Origin of the sequence: Ancylobacter crimeensis (assembly GCF_023016805.1) — a bacterium.
Taxonomy (GTDB): domain Bacteria; phylum Pseudomonadota; class Alphaproteobacteria; order Rhizobiales; family Xanthobacteraceae; genus Ancylobacter; species Ancylobacter crimeensis.
In genome coordinates, this window is sequence record NZ_JALKCH010000011.1 from 116,908 (window position 1) to 135,243 (window position 18,336).

The window sequence follows — 18,336 nt, forward strand, 5'->3', positions numbered from 1 at the left end:
GGACCGGCCCGCGGCCGTCCGGGATGACGCCTAAGGAGGGACGGGTGGTGCGCGAAGCCAGGCATCGTCCCGCGGCGAGGCGAAACCTCAGCCCGACACCAGATCCCCGATCAGGCTTGCCGCCACCGAGAGCTTCGACACCGACAGGCCGAGCCCGGCAATGTCGTGCACCGCGGCACGCACCCGGTCGACCTCGACCTGCCGCGCCGCGGCCCAGGCTGCGACCCCCGCGGGGCCGGGGCCGTGGCCGGCGATGACTTCCGCCGTCAACCGCCGCACCGCCACCTCGAAGGCGGAGAGCGCCCGCTCCAGCGCCAGCCGGTCGTAATAGTCCGGCACGGAAAGCCCGCGCGCGGGCGGCAGGATCCGGTCGAGGCGGAAATGCAGCCCCACCGCGAAGAAGGTCGCCGCGACATCGGGGATGGAGGCTCCGCTCCGGTCCGCGATCATCACGATGTCGGTGGCGTTCTCCACCGCCGTCAGCATCGCGATGCGCCGCGCCAGCTCGTCCGGCACGCCGGCGCGGGTCCAGGCCGCGATCTTCGCGTCATACTGAGCCCGCGTCTCCTCCGGGATCAGGTCGCGGATCAGCCCGCGCAGCACCGCAACCACCGGGCGCACGCCGGCGGCATAGTGGGCGGCGAGTTCGCCGAGCCCGCGGCCGAGATCGGCATTGCGCAGGAACCAGACGGTGCGGTCCAGAAGCACCTCCTGCACGGTGGCATAGAGGTCGAGCTGCACATCACCCGGCACCTTGCCGTCGAGCGCGTCGATCTCCCGGTTCAGCGCCTCGATGGCGAAAGCGTCGCGACTCGCGGCGAACGCATTGGCGATGGCCCCGGCATCGGCGCCGGTCTCGTCCGCCAGCCGGGTGAGGAAGGCGGGTCCGCCCTCATTGATCATCGCGTTGGAGAGCCGGGTGGCGATGATGTCGCGCCGCAACTGATGACCGTCCACCTCGGCCGGGAACCGGGCGGTGAGCGCGGCCGGGAAATAGGCCTTGAGCTCGCGCGAGAGATAGGGGTCGTCCGGCACCGCGGTAGCGATCAGGTCGGCATGGGCGGTGAGCTTGGCGTAGGCGAGCAGTACCGCCAGTTCCGGCCGGGTCAGCCCTTCTCCGCGCGCTCGGCGTTCGGCGAGCTCGGCGTCGCCCGGCAGCACCTCCACCGTACGGTCGAGCAGGCCGCGCGCCTCCAGCACCTGCATCATGCGCTGGTGGAAGCCGAGATCTTCCAGCGCCCGGCGCTGCGCCAGCGAAAGGGCGAGCGTCTGCAGGTAGTTGTTGCGCAGCACTAGGCGCGCCACCTCATCGGTCATGCTGCCGAGCAGGGTGGCGCGGGCCTCGTCGTCCAGCCGCCCGTCGCGATGGGCCGGGCCGAGGGCGATCTTGATGTTGACCTCGACATCGGAGGTGTTCACGCCGGCCGAATTGTCGATGGCGTCGGTGTTGAGCCGCACCCCGCGCCGGGCCGCCTCGATGCGCGCGCGCTGGGTGACGCCGAGATTGGCACCCTCCCCGATCACCTTGGCGCGCAATTCCGGCGCGGCGATGCGGATGGCGTCGTTGGCGCGGTCGCCGGCCTGCGCGTCTGTCTCGCCTGCGGCCCGGATATAGGTGCCGATGCCGCCGAACCAGAGCAGGTCCACCGGCGCGCACAGGATCGCGCTCATCACCTCGGCGGGCGAGGCAGCGGTTTTGGCGATGCCGAGCGCGGCGCGGGCCTGGGGCGAGAGCGGAATGCTCTTGGCCGCGCGCGACCACACCCCGCCGCCCTCGGAGATCAGGGCCTTGTCATAGTCCTGCCAGCTCGATCGCGGCAGGGCGAACAGGCGGTGGCGCTCGGCAAGCGAGATTTTCGGGTCGGGGTTGGGGTCGATGAAGATGTCGCGATGGTCGAAGGCGGCGACGAGCCGGATGGTGTCCTCCAGCAGCATGCCGTTGCCGAACACGTCGCCCGACATGTCGCCGACGCCGGCCACGGTGAAGGGCGTGACGCGGATATCGACATTCATCTCGCGGAAATGCCGGCGCACCGCCTCCCACGCACCGCGCGCGGTGATGCCCATGCCCTTGTGGTCGTAGCCGACCGAACCGCCGGAGGCGAAGGCATCGCCCAGCCAGAAGCCCCGTTCCACCGAAAGCGCGTTGGCGATGTCGGAGAAGGTCGCGGTGCCCTTGTCGGCGGCGACCACCAGATAGGGGTCGTCCTCGTCATGGCGCACAACATTGTCGGGATGGACGATGGCACCACCTTCCAGATTGTCGGTCACGTCCATCAGGCTGCCGACGAACAGCTTGTAGGCCTCGATGCCTTCCGCCTGGACCGCCTCGCGCGGGCCGGAGGGAAGCTGCTTGGGCACGAAGCCGCCCTTGGCGCCAACCGGCACGATGACCGCGTTCTTCACCTGCTGGGCCTTGACCAGCCCCAGAACCTCGGTGCGGAAATCCTGCGGCCGGTCCGACCAGCGCAGACCGCCCCGCGCCACCCGGCCGAAACGTAGATGGATACCCTCCACCCGCGGCGCATAGACGAAGATCTCGAAGAGCGGGCACGGCAGCGGCAACTCGTCGATGGCGTGGCTGGCGAATTTCAGCGCGATGGCGCTCTTGGGCTGCCCGTCGCTGCCGACCTGGAAGAAATTGGTCCGCACCGCCGCCTCGATGAGATTGGCGAAGCGGCGCAGGATGCGATCCTCGTCGAGGCTGTCCACCCGCGTGAGCCCGGTCTCGATCTCGCGACGGATCGACACCTGCCGTGCCTCGCGCTCCGCCCCCGCGCCGAGGTCGAAGCGGGCGTGGAACAGCGCGACGAGCTGGCTGGCGATGGCGGGGTGCGCGTTCAGCGTCGCCCATAGATAGTCCTGGCTGAAGGGCACGCCGGCCTGCCGCAGATAGCGCGCCAGCGCCCGCACCAGCGCGATGTCGCGCCAGCCGAGGCCGGCATTCAGCACCAGCGCGTTGAAACCGTCACTCTCCGCGGCACCGCGCAGCACCGCCATCAGGGCGGCGACGAGCCGGCTCTTCAGCGCCTCGAGCGCGATCGCCCCCCCGCCGTGACGGGCCAGCACCATGTCGTGCACATAGGTCGGCGGACGGTCGCCGGGGGTCACGGTGAAGGTGCGTTCGTCCACCACCACGAAGCCCATCGCCTCGAGCTGGGGCACCCGCTCGGAGAGCGGACGCGGCGCGCCGAGGCTCAGCACCTTGAGCGCGATGCGGCCGGGATCGCTGGCGGGGCGGAAATCGACCGCCACTGGCCGATCCTCGCCCAGCCGCTCCATCATGCCGAGATCGGCCAGCGCATCCTCCGGCGAATAGCCGGCCTGGTAACCCGCCGGGAACGCCGCCTCATAGCGCGCGACCAGCCGCGCCGCCGGATCGGGGGCATGAACGAGACCGATCGCCCGGGCCAGCCCATCGTCCCAGGTGCGGATGATGGCGGAGACCTCGGCCTCCAGCGTGCGCTGGTCGATGCCCCCGGCCTCGCCGCGGCGCCGCTCGACGATGAAATGCACGCGGGTCAGCGGCCCGTCGAGGAAGAGCGGACGAAAAGCGACGATCTCGCCGCCGAAGCTGGTCGCCAGAAGCGCGCCGATCCGTTCGCGCACGTCGCTGTCATAGCGGTCGCGCGGCACATAGACGAGAACCGAGACCAGCCGGTCGAAGCGCTCCCGCCAGGCCAGCACGCGCACGCGGGGGTGCTCGTCGAGGTGCAGGATGGCGATGGCGAAGCGGTAGAGCAGCTCCGGGTCGATCTGGAACAGGTCGTCGCGCGGATAGAGTTCCAGTACCTTGACAAGCGCCCGGCCGGAATGGCTGTCGGGGGCGAAGCCGGCACGGGCCAGCACGCCCGCCACCTTGCGCCGCAGCAGCGGGATCATCCGCACCGAATCGGCATAGGCGGTGACGGTGAACAGTCCGGCGATGACGACGCCGCCGACCACCCGCCCTTCGGCGTCGTAGCGGTGGACCACCACCACGTCCATCGGCACCCGGCGATGGACGCGAGCCAGAAGCTGCGCCTTGGTCACCACCAGCGGCTCGGGATCGCTCAGCACCTGCGAGAGTTCGACACTGACCGCGTCAGCATCCGCCGCGCGGCGGAACAGGCGCGCGGCAGGATCGGCGAGCACGCCGAGCGCCCCGTCCATCCGCCGCACGAAGCGCGGCATGCCGGCGGGCGCGGAAGGATCCCGTTCGTAGGAGCGGCAGCCGAGGAAGGTGAAGTTGCCCGCCAGCAACCATTCGAGGAAGCCGACCGCCTCGCGCGCCTCGTCATGAGGCACGCTGGCCGGCGCAAGCCGCAGCGCCTCGATCGCGCCTTCCACCGCCTGCTTCATCGGGTGCCAGGCATAGACGGCGGCGCGCACCTGCGCGAGCGTCTCGGCGAGCTCGCCGGCCAGCGCGGCGCGGCGCCCCTCGTCGGCAAGGCGGGGAATATGGATGTGGATCAGGCTTTCCCGCCGCGCCCGCTCATCGGCCACCCCGCCCGCCAATCCGAGCAGCGCGCCGGAGGCATCGCGTTCCACGGCGAAGATCGGGTGGATGACGAGCAGTGCGGTCTGCCCGTGAGCGGCGAGCGCCGCCATCACCGAATCGAGCAGGAAGGGCATGTCGTCGTTGAGGATCTCGACGACCGTGATCTCGCCCAGCCGCTCGCCGCCCTCGATGCGCTCCGGCAGGGTCAGGCGGACATCGGCGCCCGCGCCGGTGCGCTGCGCGATATGGGCATGGGCTTGCCGGGCCAACGCCGCGATCTCGTGAGCGGTGTAGAGCCGGATGTCCTCGGCCGCCGCGGCGGCGAAGAGGCGGGATGCGAATCGCGCCGGAAGATCGGGCTCGCTGGCGCTAAGGATCAGGTCGGCCTGCTCCAGCAGGGATCGCGCGACACCTTGATCCTCGGTTCCGAGGAAGCCTTCAATGCCCATCACGTCCTCCTGTCGCCCCATGCGGGGATCGACATTCTTGTTGCACCGCGGCCACAGGTGACCGGCCGATGATGGCTTCTTGATTACAATCAAACCGGCCCGGCCCCAACCCCTCCACCAATGCACATCGGGTCGTCGGAAGGATGACGGCCATGGGGCAAGGCAAGGAATTCGGACGATGTCGACCTGGTTCGGGGGAAATGGTGCGTGCGCGGTTCTGGTGCTCGCCGCGGGCGTGGGAATGGGCGCGGCGCTGCCGGCACAGGCGGCCGACATGACGCTGCCGGCAGTGAAGGCGCCCGTCGTGGCGCCGGTCGAGGCCCTCAGCCCCTGGCAGATTCGCCTGCGCCTGCTCGGCGTCCTGCCGCAGGACAAGGGCAGCGTGAACGGCGTGCCGGGCTCGGACCTGAAATATTCCGACTCGGTCGTGCCCGAGCTCGATATCTCCTACTATTTCACGGAGAATTGGGCGGCCGAGCTGATCCTCGGCGTCACCAAGCATGACATCAACGGCGCGGGCTCGCTGGCCGGCCTCGGCAAGATCGGCTCCACCTGGCTGCTGCCGCCGACCCTGACCCTGCAGTACCACTTCACCGAATTCGGCGCGTTCAAGCCCTATGTCGGCGCAGGCGTGAACTATACGTGGTTCTTCAACCAGAAGGCCGATTCCGCCGATGACCTCGACGTGAAGAGCACCTTCGGCTGGGCGCTGCAGGCCGGCTTCGACTACATGATCGACCAGCACTGGGGCTTCAACGTCGATGTGAAGAAGCTCTTCCTGAAGCCCGATTTCGACGTGACGGTCGCCGGCACGCCGCTGACCGGCAAGGCCGACCTCGATCCCTGGATCGTCGGCGTCGGCGTCACCTATCGGTTCTGATCCGGCACCGCGGATGCCGGACCGGGCGGAGGCTGGCGAAAGATCGCGCGGCCGACCCGTCCCAAGGAGCGGCCCCGCGCGGGCCGCATGTCGCGGGGGCGACACCTGAAGAAGGCGGGCGTTAGCCCGCCTTTTCTTTGCCCCGCTCAGTGCCGGAAGTGGCGCACGCCGGTGAACACCATCGCGACCCCGGCCGCATCGGCGGCGGCGATCACGTCAGCGTCGCGGATCGAGCCGCCCGGCTGGATCACAGCCTTAGCGCCCGCCTCGATGGCGGTCATCAACCCGTCGGCGAAGGGGAAGAAGGCATCCGAAGCCACCACGCAGCCCCGGGTGAGCGGCGCGGCGAGCCCGGCCACCTCCGCCGCGTCGATCGCCTTGCGCGCGGCGATGCGGGCGGAATCGACCCGGCTCATCTGCCCGGCGCCGATGCCGACCGTGGCGAGGTCCTTGGCATAGACGATGGCGTTGGACTTCACATGCTTGGCGACGCGGAAGGCGAAGGCCATGTCGGCCAGCTCGGCGGCGGTGGGCGCCCGCTTCGTGACGACCTTCAGCTCCATGTCGTCGACCACCGCATTGTCGCGGCCCTGCACCAAAAGGCCCCCGGCCAGCGACTTCACGGTGAGGCCGCCGGCGCGCGGGTCCGGCAGGCCGCCGGTGACCAGCAGGCGCAGGTTCTTCTTGGAGCCGACGATGGCGATGGCTTCCTCAGTCGCATCAGGGGCGACGATCACCTCGGTGAAGATCTCGACGATCGCCTTCGCCGCATCGGCGTCGAGGGTGCGGTTCAGCGCGACGATGCCGCCGAAGGCGGAGGTCGGATCACAGGCCAGCGCCTTGCGATAGGCGTCGACGAGGCTCGCCCCTTCCGCAACGCCGCAGGGATTGGCGTGCTTCACGATCACCACCGCCGGGGCCCGGGCCGGGTCGAACTCGGCCACCGCCTCGAAGGCGGCGTCGGTGTCGTTGAGATTGTTGTAGGAGAGCGCCTTGCCCTGGAGCTGGCGGGCGGTGGCGACGCCGGGGCGGGCGGTTCCGCCGGCATAGAAGGCCGCCTTCTGGTGCGGGTTCTCGCCATAGCGCAGCTCCTCCGCCAGATCGCCGGCAAAGGCTCGGCGCGGCGGCGCGAAGGTCTCGTTGGCGGCCGCGAACCAGGTGGAGATGGCGGCGTCATAGGCGGCGGTGCGGGCATAGGCGGCCTGCGCCAGCCGGCGGCGGGTGGCGAGCGTGGTGCCGCCGGAGGCCTCGACCTCGGCCAGCACCGGCTCGTAATCGGCGACATCGACGATCACCGCGACATCGCCATGGTTCTTCGCCGCGGCGCGGATCATCGCCGGACCGCCGATGTCGATGTTCTCGATGCAGGTGTCGTAATCGGCGCCGGACGCGACGGTCGCCTCGAAGGGGTAGAGATTGACCACCACGAGGTCGATCGGGGCGATGCCGTGCTCGGCCATGGAGGCCTGATGCGCGGCGTCGGCGCGTACCGCAAGGATGCCGCCATGCACCTTGGGGTGCAGCGTCTTCACCCGGCCGTCCATCATTTCGGGAAAGCCGGTGAGGTCGGCAACGTCCTTGACCGGCAGACCGGCATCGGCGAGCGCCTTGCGGGTGCCGCCGGTCGAAACCAGCTCGACCCCGCGCGCGGCGAGGCGGGAGGCGAACGCCACAAGCCCGGTCTTGTCCGAGACGGAGATGAGGGCGCGGGAAATCGAACGGACATCACGGGTCATGGTGGCACGCTGGCTGAAAGGGCGGGTTTGCGTCGAAGGGTTCGCCCTATCACGTCGACGTCCGCGCGTGAACCGCCGGCGTCCGGTACCGGACGCGGGACAGCCCCGCGCTCAGCGCCGCGCCGGGCTCTTGTCGCGGGGCGGCGGAAGGTCCTCCGCACGCATGAAGGTCCACACAAGTCGCGGCAGGTTGCGCACCCGCCCGGTGATGACGAGCTGGTCGGAACGCCGCGCGCCGCCTGTCGCGGCGAGCACGAGGCTCTCCTCGATGTCGATGCGCAGGTTCGGCGCCGCGAAGATCCAGCGCTCCCCATTGGGCAGCAGCAATTGCACGGTGTGGCCGTCCGGCAGCCGGCTCGGCGCGACCGCGTGATGCAGGTGGAAACGCACCGCGAAGCTGTCCGGCGCGTCGCCCTCGAAGCTCTCGCCGCGCGCCGGGCGCAGCAGGTCCTCGCCGTCGATCCGCATGCCGCCGGGGGCGAGGCGCCAGCTTCTCTGGTGCACGATGCCGAAGCGCTTGGCGTAACCGTCATGGCTGGCCCGCACCACCTGCGCACCCTCGCGCTCGAAGCGCTCCACCCGCACCTCGGTCGGGCCCTCGACGACCGGCGTGCCGCACAGCCGCATCATCAGCCCGTCCGCGATGAACCGGCAGGAGGAGGCATCCTCCACCGTGAGGGTGGAATGGGCGGCGGTGCGCCGGGCCATCGGCCGCCAGGCGTCGCGCCCGTTCGCCGGCATGCCGCAATTCACCACCAGCCGGTGCCGGCCGGAGGAAAGCTCGAAGGAGAGGCACCCCGCATGCGCCTCATGGCTCGCCGCCATGGCCGGAGGCGCGCCGGTGTCGGCGAGGATGACGGTGCCGCCCGCCTCCACCCGCTGGTAGCCCGAATGCGGCGCATTGGCGACTGGTGCGCCGCGCGCATCGTCATAGGCCAGCACGGTGGCGAGCGAATCCGCCGGCGTCGGCCCCATGCCGTTGAACAGCGCGAAGGCGCCGTCGCCGTGCCGGAAGAAGCGCAGCATCGGCATCATGCGGTCGATGGCGTTGATGAGCGCGCCGGGCGGAGGAACGTTGCGGGCGTGGAAGGCCTGTCGCAGCGGCAGAAGGTCGAGCAGCAGTTCCACCAGCACGCCGGGATTGCGGCTGATATGTCCGCCGTCCGGCAGGATCTGCCGCTCCAGTTCCTCCACCAGCCGACGCTGGGCGTAGCGCTGCAGCCGCGCCTGATCGGCCATGCAGAGGCCGGCGAAGTTCAGCGCCATCACCGCCAGCAGCCGCGGATAGCCGTCGCGGATGCGCGCCTCGGTGCTCTTGAGATGGCGCACCTGCGCGGTGAGGCACTGCACCACCCGGCGGAAGAAGGCCTGGTCGGCGTCCTGGAGGAGAAGCTGGGCCTGTGTCAGCCAGCTTATGATGCGCCGTGCTGCGACTTCCGGCGCGCGGGCCACGGGTTGGCGATGGCCGCGCATCGCGATCCAGTCGCCCACCAGCGCGCGGGCATTGGCGCGGGCGACCGGCGTCTCGGCGGCACGCAGATGGCGCAGCCAGCCGAAGGACATCAGCTCCTCGGCCCATTCGCGCGAGGGCGGCTCGATCTCGAAGGGCGAGCGTCCGCCCGCCTGCGCGACCTTGCCGGCGAAGGCGAAGCGGCCGGAATAGATTTCGCCGGCGCGGGTGGCGTCCCCGGTTCGCAGGTCCTGCGGGGCGATCAGCAGCCGGCCCGGCACGGGGATCGTCGCCATGCGCCAGGGGCCGGCCGAATGGACGGTCGCATGGGTGCGCACGGTCCGCCACCCGGCTTCGGTGACGAACAGCGCAAGACGCGCACGGTCCGAATAGGCTTCGCGGAGTATCACTGCGTTCCCAGTGCCTTTCCTGAAGTCTGCCCCGGGAGCCGAGATTCGCTCCCGTGCGGCAGATTAAAACAAGGGGCCGGCCACGGCCAATCATCCTTGGCAGACGGGCGCGAAAGATGCCGCGTGCCGTCGAAAGAGGGCCTAGAGCCCTTTCCGATCAGGTGGAATCACCTGATCGATAAGAAAGTGCTCTAGATTCAATATGCTGGAGCATTTTCTCTTCGCGAAAGTCGATCAACTTTCGCGGAAAATGCTCTAGCCGCGCCGGCGCAGCCGGGCCGCGAAGAAGCCGTCCAGCCCTGCATAGCGCGGATCGGGGTCCGGCAGGTGGTAGGGAAGCGTGCGCACCTCACCCGCGGCCGTCAGCCACTCCGCCGCGATGCCGCTCTCGCCGGGCAGGACGGGGTCGCGCTCGAAGGCATCGCTCGCCGCCAGAAGCCGTGCGACCTGCTGCTCGCCCTCCTCCGGCTCCAGCGAGCAGGTGGAATAGACGAGGCATCCGCCCGGCCGCACCAGCGTCGCGGCGTGGTCCAGGAGGCGGGCCTGCAGCCCGGCGAGGCTGGCGACATCGCGCGGGCCCTTGGTCCAGGCGACATCGGGGTGGCGGCGGATCGTGCCGGTCGCCGAGCAGGGCGCGTCGATCAGCACCGCGTCGAACGGCTGCGCAGCCTGCCAGGCCGCCGCATCGGCCTCGACCACCTCGGCTTCGAGGCCGAGCCGGGCGAGGTTCTGGGACAGCCGCTTCAGGCGGCTGCCGGAACGGTCCAGCGCGGTGACATGGGCGCCGGTCGCGGCGAGCTGCGCGGTCTTGCCGCCGGGGGCGGCGCACAGATCCGCCACCCGCATGCCGGTGCCCGCCCGCATCAGCCGGGCCGGCAAGGCGGCTGCGGCGTCCTGCACCCACCATGCGCCGTCGGAAAACCCCGGCAGGGCGGTGATGTTGCCGGCCCCCACGAGGCGGATCGAGCCGGTGGGCAGCAGGCGTCCGCCGAGCTTTTCCGCCCAGCCTTCTCCATCGGCCTTCACCGAGATGTCGAGCGGCGCCTCGGTGCCCAGCATGGCGGCCGCCCGCGCGGCGGCTTCCGCGCCATAGGCCCGGCTCCAGCCGGCCATCAACCAGTCCGGCAGATCGGGAGCGAGGTCGGGATGGGCGCCGCCCGGCGCTTCCAGAAGCGCGCGCCCCTCGCGGGTGAGGCGGCGCAGCACGGCGTTGATGAGACCCTTATAGCCGGCGCTCGCCGGTTGCTCGGCGGCCAGCGTCACGCTGGTGCCGACCGCGGCATGGTCGGGCACGTCCATCAGCAGGATCTGCGCGGCCCCGACCAGCAGCAGCGTCTCGGCGCGGCGGCCGCGCTCGGGCAGCGGGCTTTCGAGGCAGGCGCCGATCGCCGCCCGCAAGCTGCCGAGCCGGCGCAGCACGCTCGCCGCGATCATACGGGCGAGGCCGCGGTCGCGCTCGTCGAGATCGCGGGTCAGGCGCTCGAGCGCCTCCTCCAGCGGCCGGCCATTCACCAGCACCGCGTCGATGGCATCCGCCGCGGCGCGGCGCGCGCCGAGCCCGCCGGCACTCTCCCCGGCCGACGGCTCGGAACCGCCCGTCACCGCGCCGCGCTGCGCGCCACGCGACGGCTTGCCGCCACGGTTGCCGGGCGTTTTTCCGGTGCCTCTGCCGCCGGCGGGAGGGTGACGATTACCGTCATTCGATTTGGTCATGCCGCCGGACTAGGCCGACTGGCGAGGGAACGCAACCGGCTCTCCGGGCTTTGATCTCCACAGCGCCGCCCGGCAAGGCGGCAGGGCTTGTGGAACGGCGCCGGATTGGGTCCTATCCAACCGTTCCGATCACATCGCAGCAGGTTCATGTCGTATTCCCTCATCGCCGCGGATATCGGCGGCACCAATTCCCGCCTTGCCCTTGTCGGTCCGAACGGCGAACCGCTCGACATGCGGATTCACCGCAACGACGCCTTTCCGACCATCGAGGCGATGATCGAGACCGACCTCGCTTTGCGCGCGGCCGTCCCGCCGGTACGCGGCGCGGTGCTGGCGGTGGCCGGGCCGATCGACGGCGACGAGGTGCGCCTCACCAATCGCGACTGGCATTTCTCCCGTCCGGCCCTTGCCGGCCATTTCGGCTGGGATCATCTCTCCGTGCTGAACGATTTCGAAGCGCTGGCCTATGGCGTGCCCTCGGTCACGGCGGGAGACCTCTTTACCGTCAACACCGGCCGGCCGGCGCCGGGAGCGCCTGTTCTGGTGTGCGGGCCGGGCACCGGCTTCGGCAGCGCCGCGCTGCTCAACATAGAGGGCCGCGCCGTGGTGGCGCGCGGCGAAGGCGGCATGATGAGGCTCGGGGCCACCAATGCCTCAGAAGCCCGCCTGCTCGCCCATCTGGTGCGCGCGCTCGGCCCCGTCATCGTCGAGCACGCGCTCTCCGGCTCCGGCCTTGCCCGCATGCACCATGTCCTCACCGGCGACCGACTGGCGCCGGAGGCGGTGATCGCCGCCGCCAAGGCGGGCGAGGAGGCGGCGCTGGAGACCTGCCACCTGTTCCTGCGCATCTTCGGGCGCATCGCCGGCGATCTTGCGCTGGTGTTCGATGCGCGCGGGGGGGTGTTCCTCACCGGCGGCGTCTCGGCGGGGCTCGCCTCGCTCATCGCCACCTCGCCCTTCCTCGAAGCCTTCCACGAGCACCCGCCCTATGAGGACCGCATGCGGGCGATGCCCGTGCATGTGGTGACCGCCAGCGAACCCACCCCCGGCCTGCTCGGCGCGGCGAAGGTCGCGTCCTATCTCGCGGAACGGATCTGGCCGAAGAGCTAGGGCATTTTCGAGCGAAGCGGATAGCGGGTCGCGCGAAGAAAATGAGACCGGTCAATACGTTGGACCGACGCCGTCAGCCCTCGGTCCCCGCCCCGCCGCCGAGCGCGGCGGCGAGCTTGGGGAAGGCGATGGCATCCGCCGCCGCCGTGATGTCGTCCGGGGCGAGGCCGAGCGCGGCCAGGGTCGCCAGCATGTGCGGCGGCAGCGGCGCGCGGACGTCGAGCGGCGGCTTGTTTCGGCCCTGCGGCAGCACCAGCCGCCGTGCATGCAGGTGCAGGATCGGCCCGCCGTGGAGCCGCGGAGCGCCGCCGTAAATGGTGTCGCCGAAGATCGGATGGCCGATGGCGTCGAGATGCACCCGCAACTGGTGGGTGCGCCCCGTGAGAGGGGAAAGCGCCAGCACCGCCAGCCCGTCGCCCTGCGCGAGGCGCCGCCATTCGGTGATCGCCGGCTGGCCCTTGGGGTCGACCGTCATCCACCAGCCGCGATGGGGCGAGCGCTTGGCGAGCGGCAGATCGATCCGCCCGCCCTCCTGCTCCGCCGTGCCGCGCGCCACGGCGATGTAGGTCTTGCCCACTAGCCCCTGCGCGAAGGCCCGGCCGAGATCGGCCAAGGCCTTGCGATGACGGCCGAGCACGAGGCAGCCGGAGGTGTCCTTGTCGAGCCGGTGCGCCAGCTCCGGCGCATTGGGCAGGCCGAAGCGCAGCGCATCGAGATGATCGGCCAGCGTCTCCCCGCCCTTCGGCCCCTTGTGGACCGCAAGGCCGGCCGGCTTGTCGATCACCAGCATCATCCCGTCGCGGTGCAGGACGCGCGCGGCGATGGGCGAGGATGAAACAGCGGACGCGGAGGGATCGGGGGCGTCGGAATGTGGGACTGGAGCGCTCATGCCCCGCCATCCACCACAAACCCGCGGCTGCGTCGAGGGCTCAACCGGGAGACAGATCCGATGGACAGGACAGACACCGACCGCTTCATCATCGTCACCGGCGGACCTGGCTCCGGCAAGTCGACCCTTCTTGCCGCGCTCGCGGGAGAGGGCTTCGCCACCATGCCCGAGGCCGGGCGCGGCATCATCCGCGCCCAGAGCGCGATCGACGGCCCCGCTTTGCCATGGCGCGACCCGCTCGCCTTCGCCGGGCAGATGCTCGGCTGGGAACTGCGCTCCCATGCCGAGGCCGGCGAAAAGCCGGGGATCGTGCTGTTCGACCGCGGCGTGCCGGACGTGCTGGGCTATCTCGCTCTGTGCGGGATCGGCGCTCCTGCCCATATGGAACGGGCGGCCCTGCGGCTGCGCTACCGCCCCCGCGTCTTCATCGCCCCGCCCTGGCCGGCGATCTACGCCAATGACACCGAACGCCGGCAGGACTTCGCCGAGGCGGTCGCCACGCACGATGCGCTTGCCGCCACCTATGCCCGGCTCGGCTATGAGTTGGTGGCGCTCCCGCTGGCGAGCGTTGCCGAGCGCGTGCGCTTCGTGCGGGCCGACCTCGCGCAGGCAGGCCGCGCCTGACCTATTGCCGGCCCAGTTCGTCGCGGATATCGAGCGTCGAGCAGACGCCGATCCGCTCGTAATGCTCGTCGAGGAAGCGTTTCGCGGCTTCGCGTCCGATGTCGCGCAGATAGGTCAGGAACTCCCACTCCGCGTTCATCTTGGTGGAGGCGTCGAGCGCGACCAGCTTCTCCGCGCCGTCGATGCGGTGGAGCCTGAGGTCGCGATAGCCCTCCACCCCCTCGCCCCGATGGTGCAGGCTGCCATGCTTCAGCAGGCGGGTGACGAACTCCGCGGCGCGAAGCTGCGCCAGCAGCGAGGCGTTGAAGGTGATCTCGTCGAGCCGGTTCTGGATCTCGCGCGCGGTGCGCGGCGTCTCCCGGCGGATGATCGGGTTGATCTGCACGAGCAGGATGTCGTCGGTCCGCGCCGCGTCGTAGAACGGGAACAGCGCGGGATTGCCCATATAGCCGCCGTCCCAATAGGGCACCCCGTCGATCTCCACCGCCTGGAACATGAAGGGCAGGCAGCACGAGGCCATCAGCGCCTGCGGCGTCAACTCCGCGCGGCTGAAAACCCGCACCTTTCCGGTGTGCACATTGGTGGCGGACACGAACAGGCGAAACTGCGAACAGGACCGCACCGCGTCGAAATCGACATGCTGCGCGATGATGTCCATCAGCGGATTGATGTTCAGCGGGTTCAAGTCGTAGGGCGAGAGGAACCGGCTCATCACGTCGAAGGTGAGATAGGCCGGATTGGAGTTGAGCGACCAGTTGCCGAGCAGCCGGTCGAGCAGGGTGCGCTGCAATGGGCTCGCCCGCCCGTCGCGGGAAACGGCGCGCCAGTAATGTGCCAACGCCTCGCGCGCGCCCTCATTGCCGCCTTTGGCGAACCCGGTCGCCAGCACGGCCGCATTGAGCGCCCCGGCGCTGGTGCCGGATATGCCCTCGATGCCGATGCGCCCGTCCTCCAGCAGATGGTCGAGCACGCCCCAGGTAAAGGCGCCATGGGCGCCGCCGCCCTGCAGCGCGAGGTTGACCGGCTTGGTCGCGGGCGCCGCCTGCACCGCACGCGGAACGAGCGGGATCTCCCGCACCGCCTCCGGGCCCGCCGGCCCGTTCACGGCGAGCGCGCTCGCGGCCGCTTCCGCCGCGGGACGCACACCATCGGCCGCGCCGGCGTCCGCCGGCCCGGTCCGGCCGGGCCTCTCGCCCTCGCTCACGCCGCGACCCAGCCGCCGTCGATCTGCTGCAGCGAGCCGGTGATGGAGCGTGCATCGTCGGAGGCGAGGAACACGGCGAGCGCGGCGACCTCTTCCACCGTCACGAATTCCTTGGTGGGCTGGGCGGCGAGCAGCACGTCCTTCTTCACCTGCTCCTCGGTCATGCCCCGCGCCCTGGCGGTGTCGGGAATCTGCTTTTCCACCAGCGGGGTCCAGACATAGCCGGGGCAGATGGCGTTGCAGGTGATGCCGAAGGTCGCCGTCTCCAGCGCCACCGTCTTGGTCAGGCCGGCAATGCCGTGCTTGGCGGCGACATAGGCCGCCTTGAACGGCGAGGCGACCAGCGCATGGGCCGAACCGGTATTGATGATGCGGCCCCATTTGCGGGCCTTCATCCCCGGCAGCGCGGCCTTGATGGCGTGGAAGGCGGCGGAGAGGTTCAGGGCGATGATGAGGTCCCATTTGTCGTCCGGGAACTCCTCCACCGGCGCGACGAACTGCACGCCGGCATTGTTCACCAGAACGTCGACCGAGCCGAAGGTCTCCTCCGCAGAGCGCACCAGCGCGGTGCAGGCGTCGGCCTTGGTGAGGTCGGCGTCGAAATAGACCGCCTTCACCGCGAAATCGTTTTCGATGCCGGTACGCAGAGCCTCGATCGCCGCGGCGTCGCCGAAGCCGTTCAGCACCACATTCGCCCCGCTGGCGGCGAGCCCGCGGGCGATGGCGAGGCCGATGCCGCTGGTGGAGCCGGTGACGAGGGCGGTCTTTCCCTTCAGCATGCAACATCCTCCGACATGCAGGTGTCCTCAATCGTTGCGCCGGGCGGGGCGCGTGCGCATATGCCCTTCCGGCACCCGGCCGGATGCCTGTTCCCCAACAGCCTAGCCATGGACGCCGCCCGCCGAAAGAGCGCTCCCCACGGGTCCGCCATGCACCGGCACCCCTTTTTCCGCGGCGATTTCGCCCTAGCGGGAAGTGGTTTACGATAGGATCATGACGACATCCTCCCACGCCCCCCATATCGACGCGCACGAATCTGGTGCGCACGAACATGCGGATGACCACGACCACGCCGCCTGCGTGGCCGGCGCGCTGGCCCGCGCGGTCGCCTGCTGCGAGGGGCGCGGCATGCGCCTGACCCCGCTGCGCCGCCGGGTGATCGGCGCGCTGGCGAACAGCCATGTCCCGCTCGGCGCCTATGAGCTGGTGGAACGGCTCGGTGCCGCCGGTGACAAGCCGCCGCCGATGTCCGTCTATCGCGCGCTGGATTTCCTCGTCGCGGAAGGCCTCGCCCACCGCATCGAGAGCCGTAACGCCTTCATCGCCTGCGGCCGCGAGCATGGCGCCGACGATGTGGTGGTGTTCCTCATCTGCGAACGTTGCGGGGCGACGCAGGAGGTGGCCTCCCACGCCATCGGCCGCGACCTCGCCTGGGCGACCCGCGCCGCCGGCTTCACTCCGCGCAATCCGGTGATCGAGATCGCCGGCACCTGCGCCCGCTGTACCGCGAAAGCGGGGGGCACGGCCGGGATGGCCAAGGCCGGGTTGGAGGTCGACTGATCCGTTCCCTGCAAAGCTGCCCGCCCGTCCGCGCACGCGCCGCACGCACCCCATGCGCGAGGCGCGGTTGACGCGGCCGGCACGGCGTCCTACCCCCGACACGATTGCAGGCCTATGCTCGCGCAGTTCGATGCTCGCGCGAACCGCCTGCTTCGCCGAGCCCGCCCCACTCTCGCCTGACCCAACCCCGATCTGCGCCGCGGAATCTCCAGCATGACCAGCGCGACCGAGCTGCCTCCCCTCTCCGCTCCCGGCACGGCGGATGCCGCCGCGCGCGTCGTCGCCCCCGGCCTCGAGGAAGCGGGGCCGGCCGGGCGACGGATCACCGTCGGCGTCAGGGTCGGCTCGGTGCTGGTCGGCGGCGGCGCGCCGGTCGTGGTGCAGTCCATGACCAACACCGACACCGCCGATGCCGAGGCCACCGCCCGGCAGGTCGCGGCGCTTGCCCGTGCCGGCTCCGAGATCGTCCGCATCACGGTGGACCGGCCGGAATCCGCCGCCGCCGTCCCGTACATCAAGGAGAAGCTCGCGCGGATGGGGCTCGACACGCCTCTCGTCGGCGACTTCCACTACAACGGCCACATCCTGCTGGCCGACCACCCGGACTGCGCGGCGGCGCTCGACAAATACCGCATCAATCCCGGCAATGTCGGCTTCGGCCAGAAGCGCGACCGGCATTTCACCACCATCGTCGAGGCCGCCATCCGCCACGGCAAGCCGGTGCGCATCGGCGCGAACTGGGGCTCGCTCGACGACGACCTGCTCACCCGGCTGATGGACGAGAACGCCGCCCTGCCCCGCCCCGCCGAGGCACGCGCGGTGACCCGCGAGGCGCTGGTGCGCTCGGCCCTGCTCTCCGCCGCGCTGGCGGAGGAGATCGGCCTGCCGCGTGAGAAGATCATCCTCTCCGCCAAGGTCTCGGCGGTGCAGGACCTGATCACGGTCTATGCGGAACTCGCCCGGCGCGCCGACTATGCGCTGCATCTGGGCCTCACCGAGGCCGGCATGGGCACCAAGGGCGTGGTCGCCTCCTCCGCCGCCATGGGCGTGCTGCTGCAGCAGGGGATCGGCGACACCATCCGCGTCTCGCTCACCCCGGAGCCGGGCGGCGACCGCACCCGCGAGGTGACGGTGGCGCAGGAGATGCTGCAGACCATGGGCCTGCGCACCTTCGTGCCGCTGGTCGCGGCCTGCCCGGGCTGCGGGCGCACCACCTCCACCACGTTCCAGGAGCTGGCCTTCGAGGTGCAGGACTTCATCCGCACCTCGATGCCGGAATGGAAGAAGCGCTATCCCGGCGTCGAGACGCTGAATGTCGCAGTGATGGGCTGCATCGTGAACGGCCCGGGCGAGTCCAAGCATGCCGACATCGGCATCTCGCTGCCCGGCACCGGCGAATTCCCAACCGCGCCCGTCTATCTCGACGGCAAGAAGGCCATGACCCTGCGCGGCCCGACGCTGCGGGCGGACTTCAAGAAGGTCGTCGAGGACTATGTCGAGAAGCGCTTCGGCATCGGCCGCCGCGGGCCGGCGACCGGCGCGACGGTCGACGCGGCGGAGTGAGGGATACGCGGCCGCCGCCCGCCCGCGCGGCCCTGCCCTCGCCTGTTTTGTTTTGCCCTTGCCGTTGCCCTTGCCCCTCTCCATCCGCCGTCGTCCCGGCCACCCGTCTTGTCACCCTCCTTCGTCCCATCCCCTGCGCCCACCGTCATCCCGGCCGGCGCGCAGGGCCGAGCCGGGATCGCATGGACCTTCGGGAACCAGCGCCCCCGCTCGCCCGGCTCTCCAGACAGGGCCACCCGGTCCGTCCCGGCCCTGGCTCTCGGCTGCG

General features: G+C 70.4%; 12 protein-coding genes. 5 read left to right on the top strand and 7 right to left on the bottom strand.

The window, feature by feature from the left end:
* Positions 1–87: 87 nt before the first annotated feature.
* Positions 88–4,929, bottom strand: a complete 4,842-nt coding sequence (locus MWN34_RS16355; protein WP_247030382.1) for an NAD-glutamate dehydrogenase — start codon at positions 4,927–4,929, stop codon at positions 88–90.
* A gap of 178 nt (positions 4,930–5,107) precedes the next feature.
* Here MWN34_RS16355 and MWN34_RS16360 point away from each other — a divergent pair, with 178 nt between their 5' ends.
* Entirely contained in the window at positions 5,108–5,809 is a 702-nt protein-coding gene (locus tag MWN34_RS16360; RefSeq protein WP_425532133.1) for an OmpW/AlkL family protein, read from the top strand.
* Positions 5,810–5,955: 146 nt separating this feature from the next.
* Here the strand turns inward: MWN34_RS16360 and purH are convergent, their stop codons facing one another.
* The 3 genes from purH to MWN34_RS16375 form a co-directional block, all read right to left on the bottom strand.
* The gene (purH, locus tag MWN34_RS16365) at positions 5,956–7,545 is read right to left on the bottom strand and encodes a bifunctional phosphoribosylaminoimidazolecarboxamide formyltransferase/IMP cyclohydrolase (protein WP_247030383.1); all 1,590 of its coding nucleotides are present in this window, start codon (positions 7,543–7,545) and stop codon (positions 5,956–5,958) included.
* A 111-nt stretch (positions 7,546–7,656) separates the two neighbouring features.
* Positions 7,657–9,405 carry a heparinase II/III family protein gene (locus tag MWN34_RS16370; RefSeq protein ID WP_247030384.1) on the bottom strand — a complete coding sequence of 583 codons (1,749 nt, stop codon included), beginning with the start codon at positions 9,403–9,405 and terminating at the stop codon, positions 7,657–7,659.
* A 255-nt stretch (positions 9,406–9,660) separates the two neighbouring features.
* Complete coding sequence (locus MWN34_RS16375; RefSeq protein WP_247030385.1) at positions 9,661–11,118, bottom strand: RsmB/NOP family class I SAM-dependent RNA methyltransferase; 1,458 nt, start codon at positions 11,116–11,118, stop codon at positions 9,661–9,663.
* A gap of 147 nt (positions 11,119–11,265) precedes the next feature.
* Between MWN34_RS16375 and MWN34_RS16380 the strand changes: the two genes are divergently transcribed.
* Positions 11,266–12,228, top strand: a complete 963-nt coding sequence (locus tag MWN34_RS16380; RefSeq protein WP_247030386.1) for a glucokinase — start codon at positions 11,266–11,268, stop codon at positions 12,226–12,228.
* Between the two features lie 73 nt (positions 12,229–12,301).
* Here the strand turns inward: MWN34_RS16380 and MWN34_RS16385 are convergent, their stop codons facing one another.
* Complete coding sequence (locus MWN34_RS16385) at positions 12,302–13,117, bottom strand: RluA family pseudouridine synthase (protein WP_425532134.1); 816 nt, start codon at positions 13,115–13,117, stop codon at positions 12,302–12,304.
* Positions 13,118–13,177: 60 nt separating this feature from the next.
* On the opposite strand from MWN34_RS16385, the gene MWN34_RS16390 reads away from it, so the two are divergent.
* Positions 13,178–13,741: an AAA family ATPase gene (locus MWN34_RS16390; RefSeq protein ID WP_247030387.1), complete on the top strand. Its 564-nt coding sequence runs from the start codon at positions 13,178–13,180 to the stop codon at positions 13,739–13,741.
* Position 13,742: 1 nt separating this feature from the next.
* On the opposite strand, the gene MWN34_RS16395 is transcribed toward MWN34_RS16390, so the two are convergent.
* Positions 13,743–14,945 (bottom strand): patatin-like phospholipase family protein, encoded by a 1,203-nt coding sequence (locus MWN34_RS16395; protein WP_247030388.1) that lies wholly within the window; start codon positions 14,943–14,945, stop codon positions 13,743–13,745.
* A complete protein-coding gene (locus MWN34_RS16400) occupies positions 14,942–15,724 on the bottom strand; it encodes a 3-hydroxybutyrate dehydrogenase (protein ID WP_247030389.1) in 783 nt (260 codons plus the stop codon). Before MWN34_RS16400 ends, MWN34_RS16395 begins: the two co-directional genes overlap by 4 nt.
* 214 nt (positions 15,725–15,938) lie before the next feature.
* Between MWN34_RS16400 and MWN34_RS16405 the strand changes: the two genes are divergently transcribed.
* Together MWN34_RS16405 and ispG are read left to right on the top strand one after the other, a co-directional pair.
* On the top strand, positions 15,939–16,505 hold the full coding sequence (locus MWN34_RS16405) for a Fur family transcriptional regulator (protein ID WP_247030390.1): 567 nt from the start codon (positions 15,939–15,941) through the stop codon (positions 16,503–16,505).
* A gap of 213 nt (positions 16,506–16,718) precedes the next feature.
* Positions 16,719–18,068 carry a flavodoxin-dependent (E)-4-hydroxy-3-methylbut-2-enyl-diphosphate synthase gene (ispG, locus tag MWN34_RS16410; RefSeq protein ID WP_247030391.1) on the top strand — a complete coding sequence of 450 codons (1,350 nt, stop codon included), beginning with the start codon at positions 16,719–16,721 and terminating at the stop codon, positions 18,066–18,068.
* The last annotated feature ends 268 nt before the right edge of the window (positions 18,069–18,336 follow it).

Coding starts and splice junctions, on each gene's coding strand:
- MWN34_RS16355 (WP_247030382.1), bottom strand. CDS start 4,929: ATGGGCATTGAAGGCTTCCTCGGAACCGAGGATCAAGGTGTCGCGCGA.
- MWN34_RS16360 (WP_425532133.1), top strand. CDS start 5,108: ATGTCGACCTGGTTCGGGGGAAATGGTGCGTGCGCGGTTCTGGTGCTC.
- purH (WP_247030383.1), bottom strand. CDS start 7,545: ATGACCCGTGATGTCCGTTCGATTTCCCGCGCCCTCATCTCCGTCTCG.
- MWN34_RS16375 (WP_247030385.1), bottom strand. CDS start 11,118: ATGACCAAATCGAATGACGGTAATCGTCACCCTCCCGCCGGCGGCAGA.
- MWN34_RS16380 (WP_247030386.1), top strand. CDS start 11,266: ATGTCGTATTCCCTCATCGCCGCGGATATCGGCGGCACCAATTCCCGC.
- MWN34_RS16385 (WP_425532134.1), bottom strand. CDS start 13,117: ATGAGCGCTCCAGTCCCACATTCCGACGCCCCCGATCCCTCCGCGTCC.
- MWN34_RS16390 (WP_247030387.1), top strand. CDS start 13,178: ATGGACAGGACAGACACCGACCGCTTCATCATCGTCACCGGCGGACCT.
- MWN34_RS16400 (WP_247030389.1), bottom strand. CDS start 15,724: ATGCTGAAGGGAAAGACCGCCCTCGTCACCGGCTCCACCAGCGGCATC.
- MWN34_RS16405 (WP_247030390.1), top strand. CDS start 15,939: ATGACGACATCCTCCCACGCCCCCCATATCGACGCGCACGAATCTGGT.
- ispG (WP_247030391.1), top strand. CDS start 16,719: ATGACCAGCGCGACCGAGCTGCCTCCCCTCTCCGCTCCCGGCACGGCG.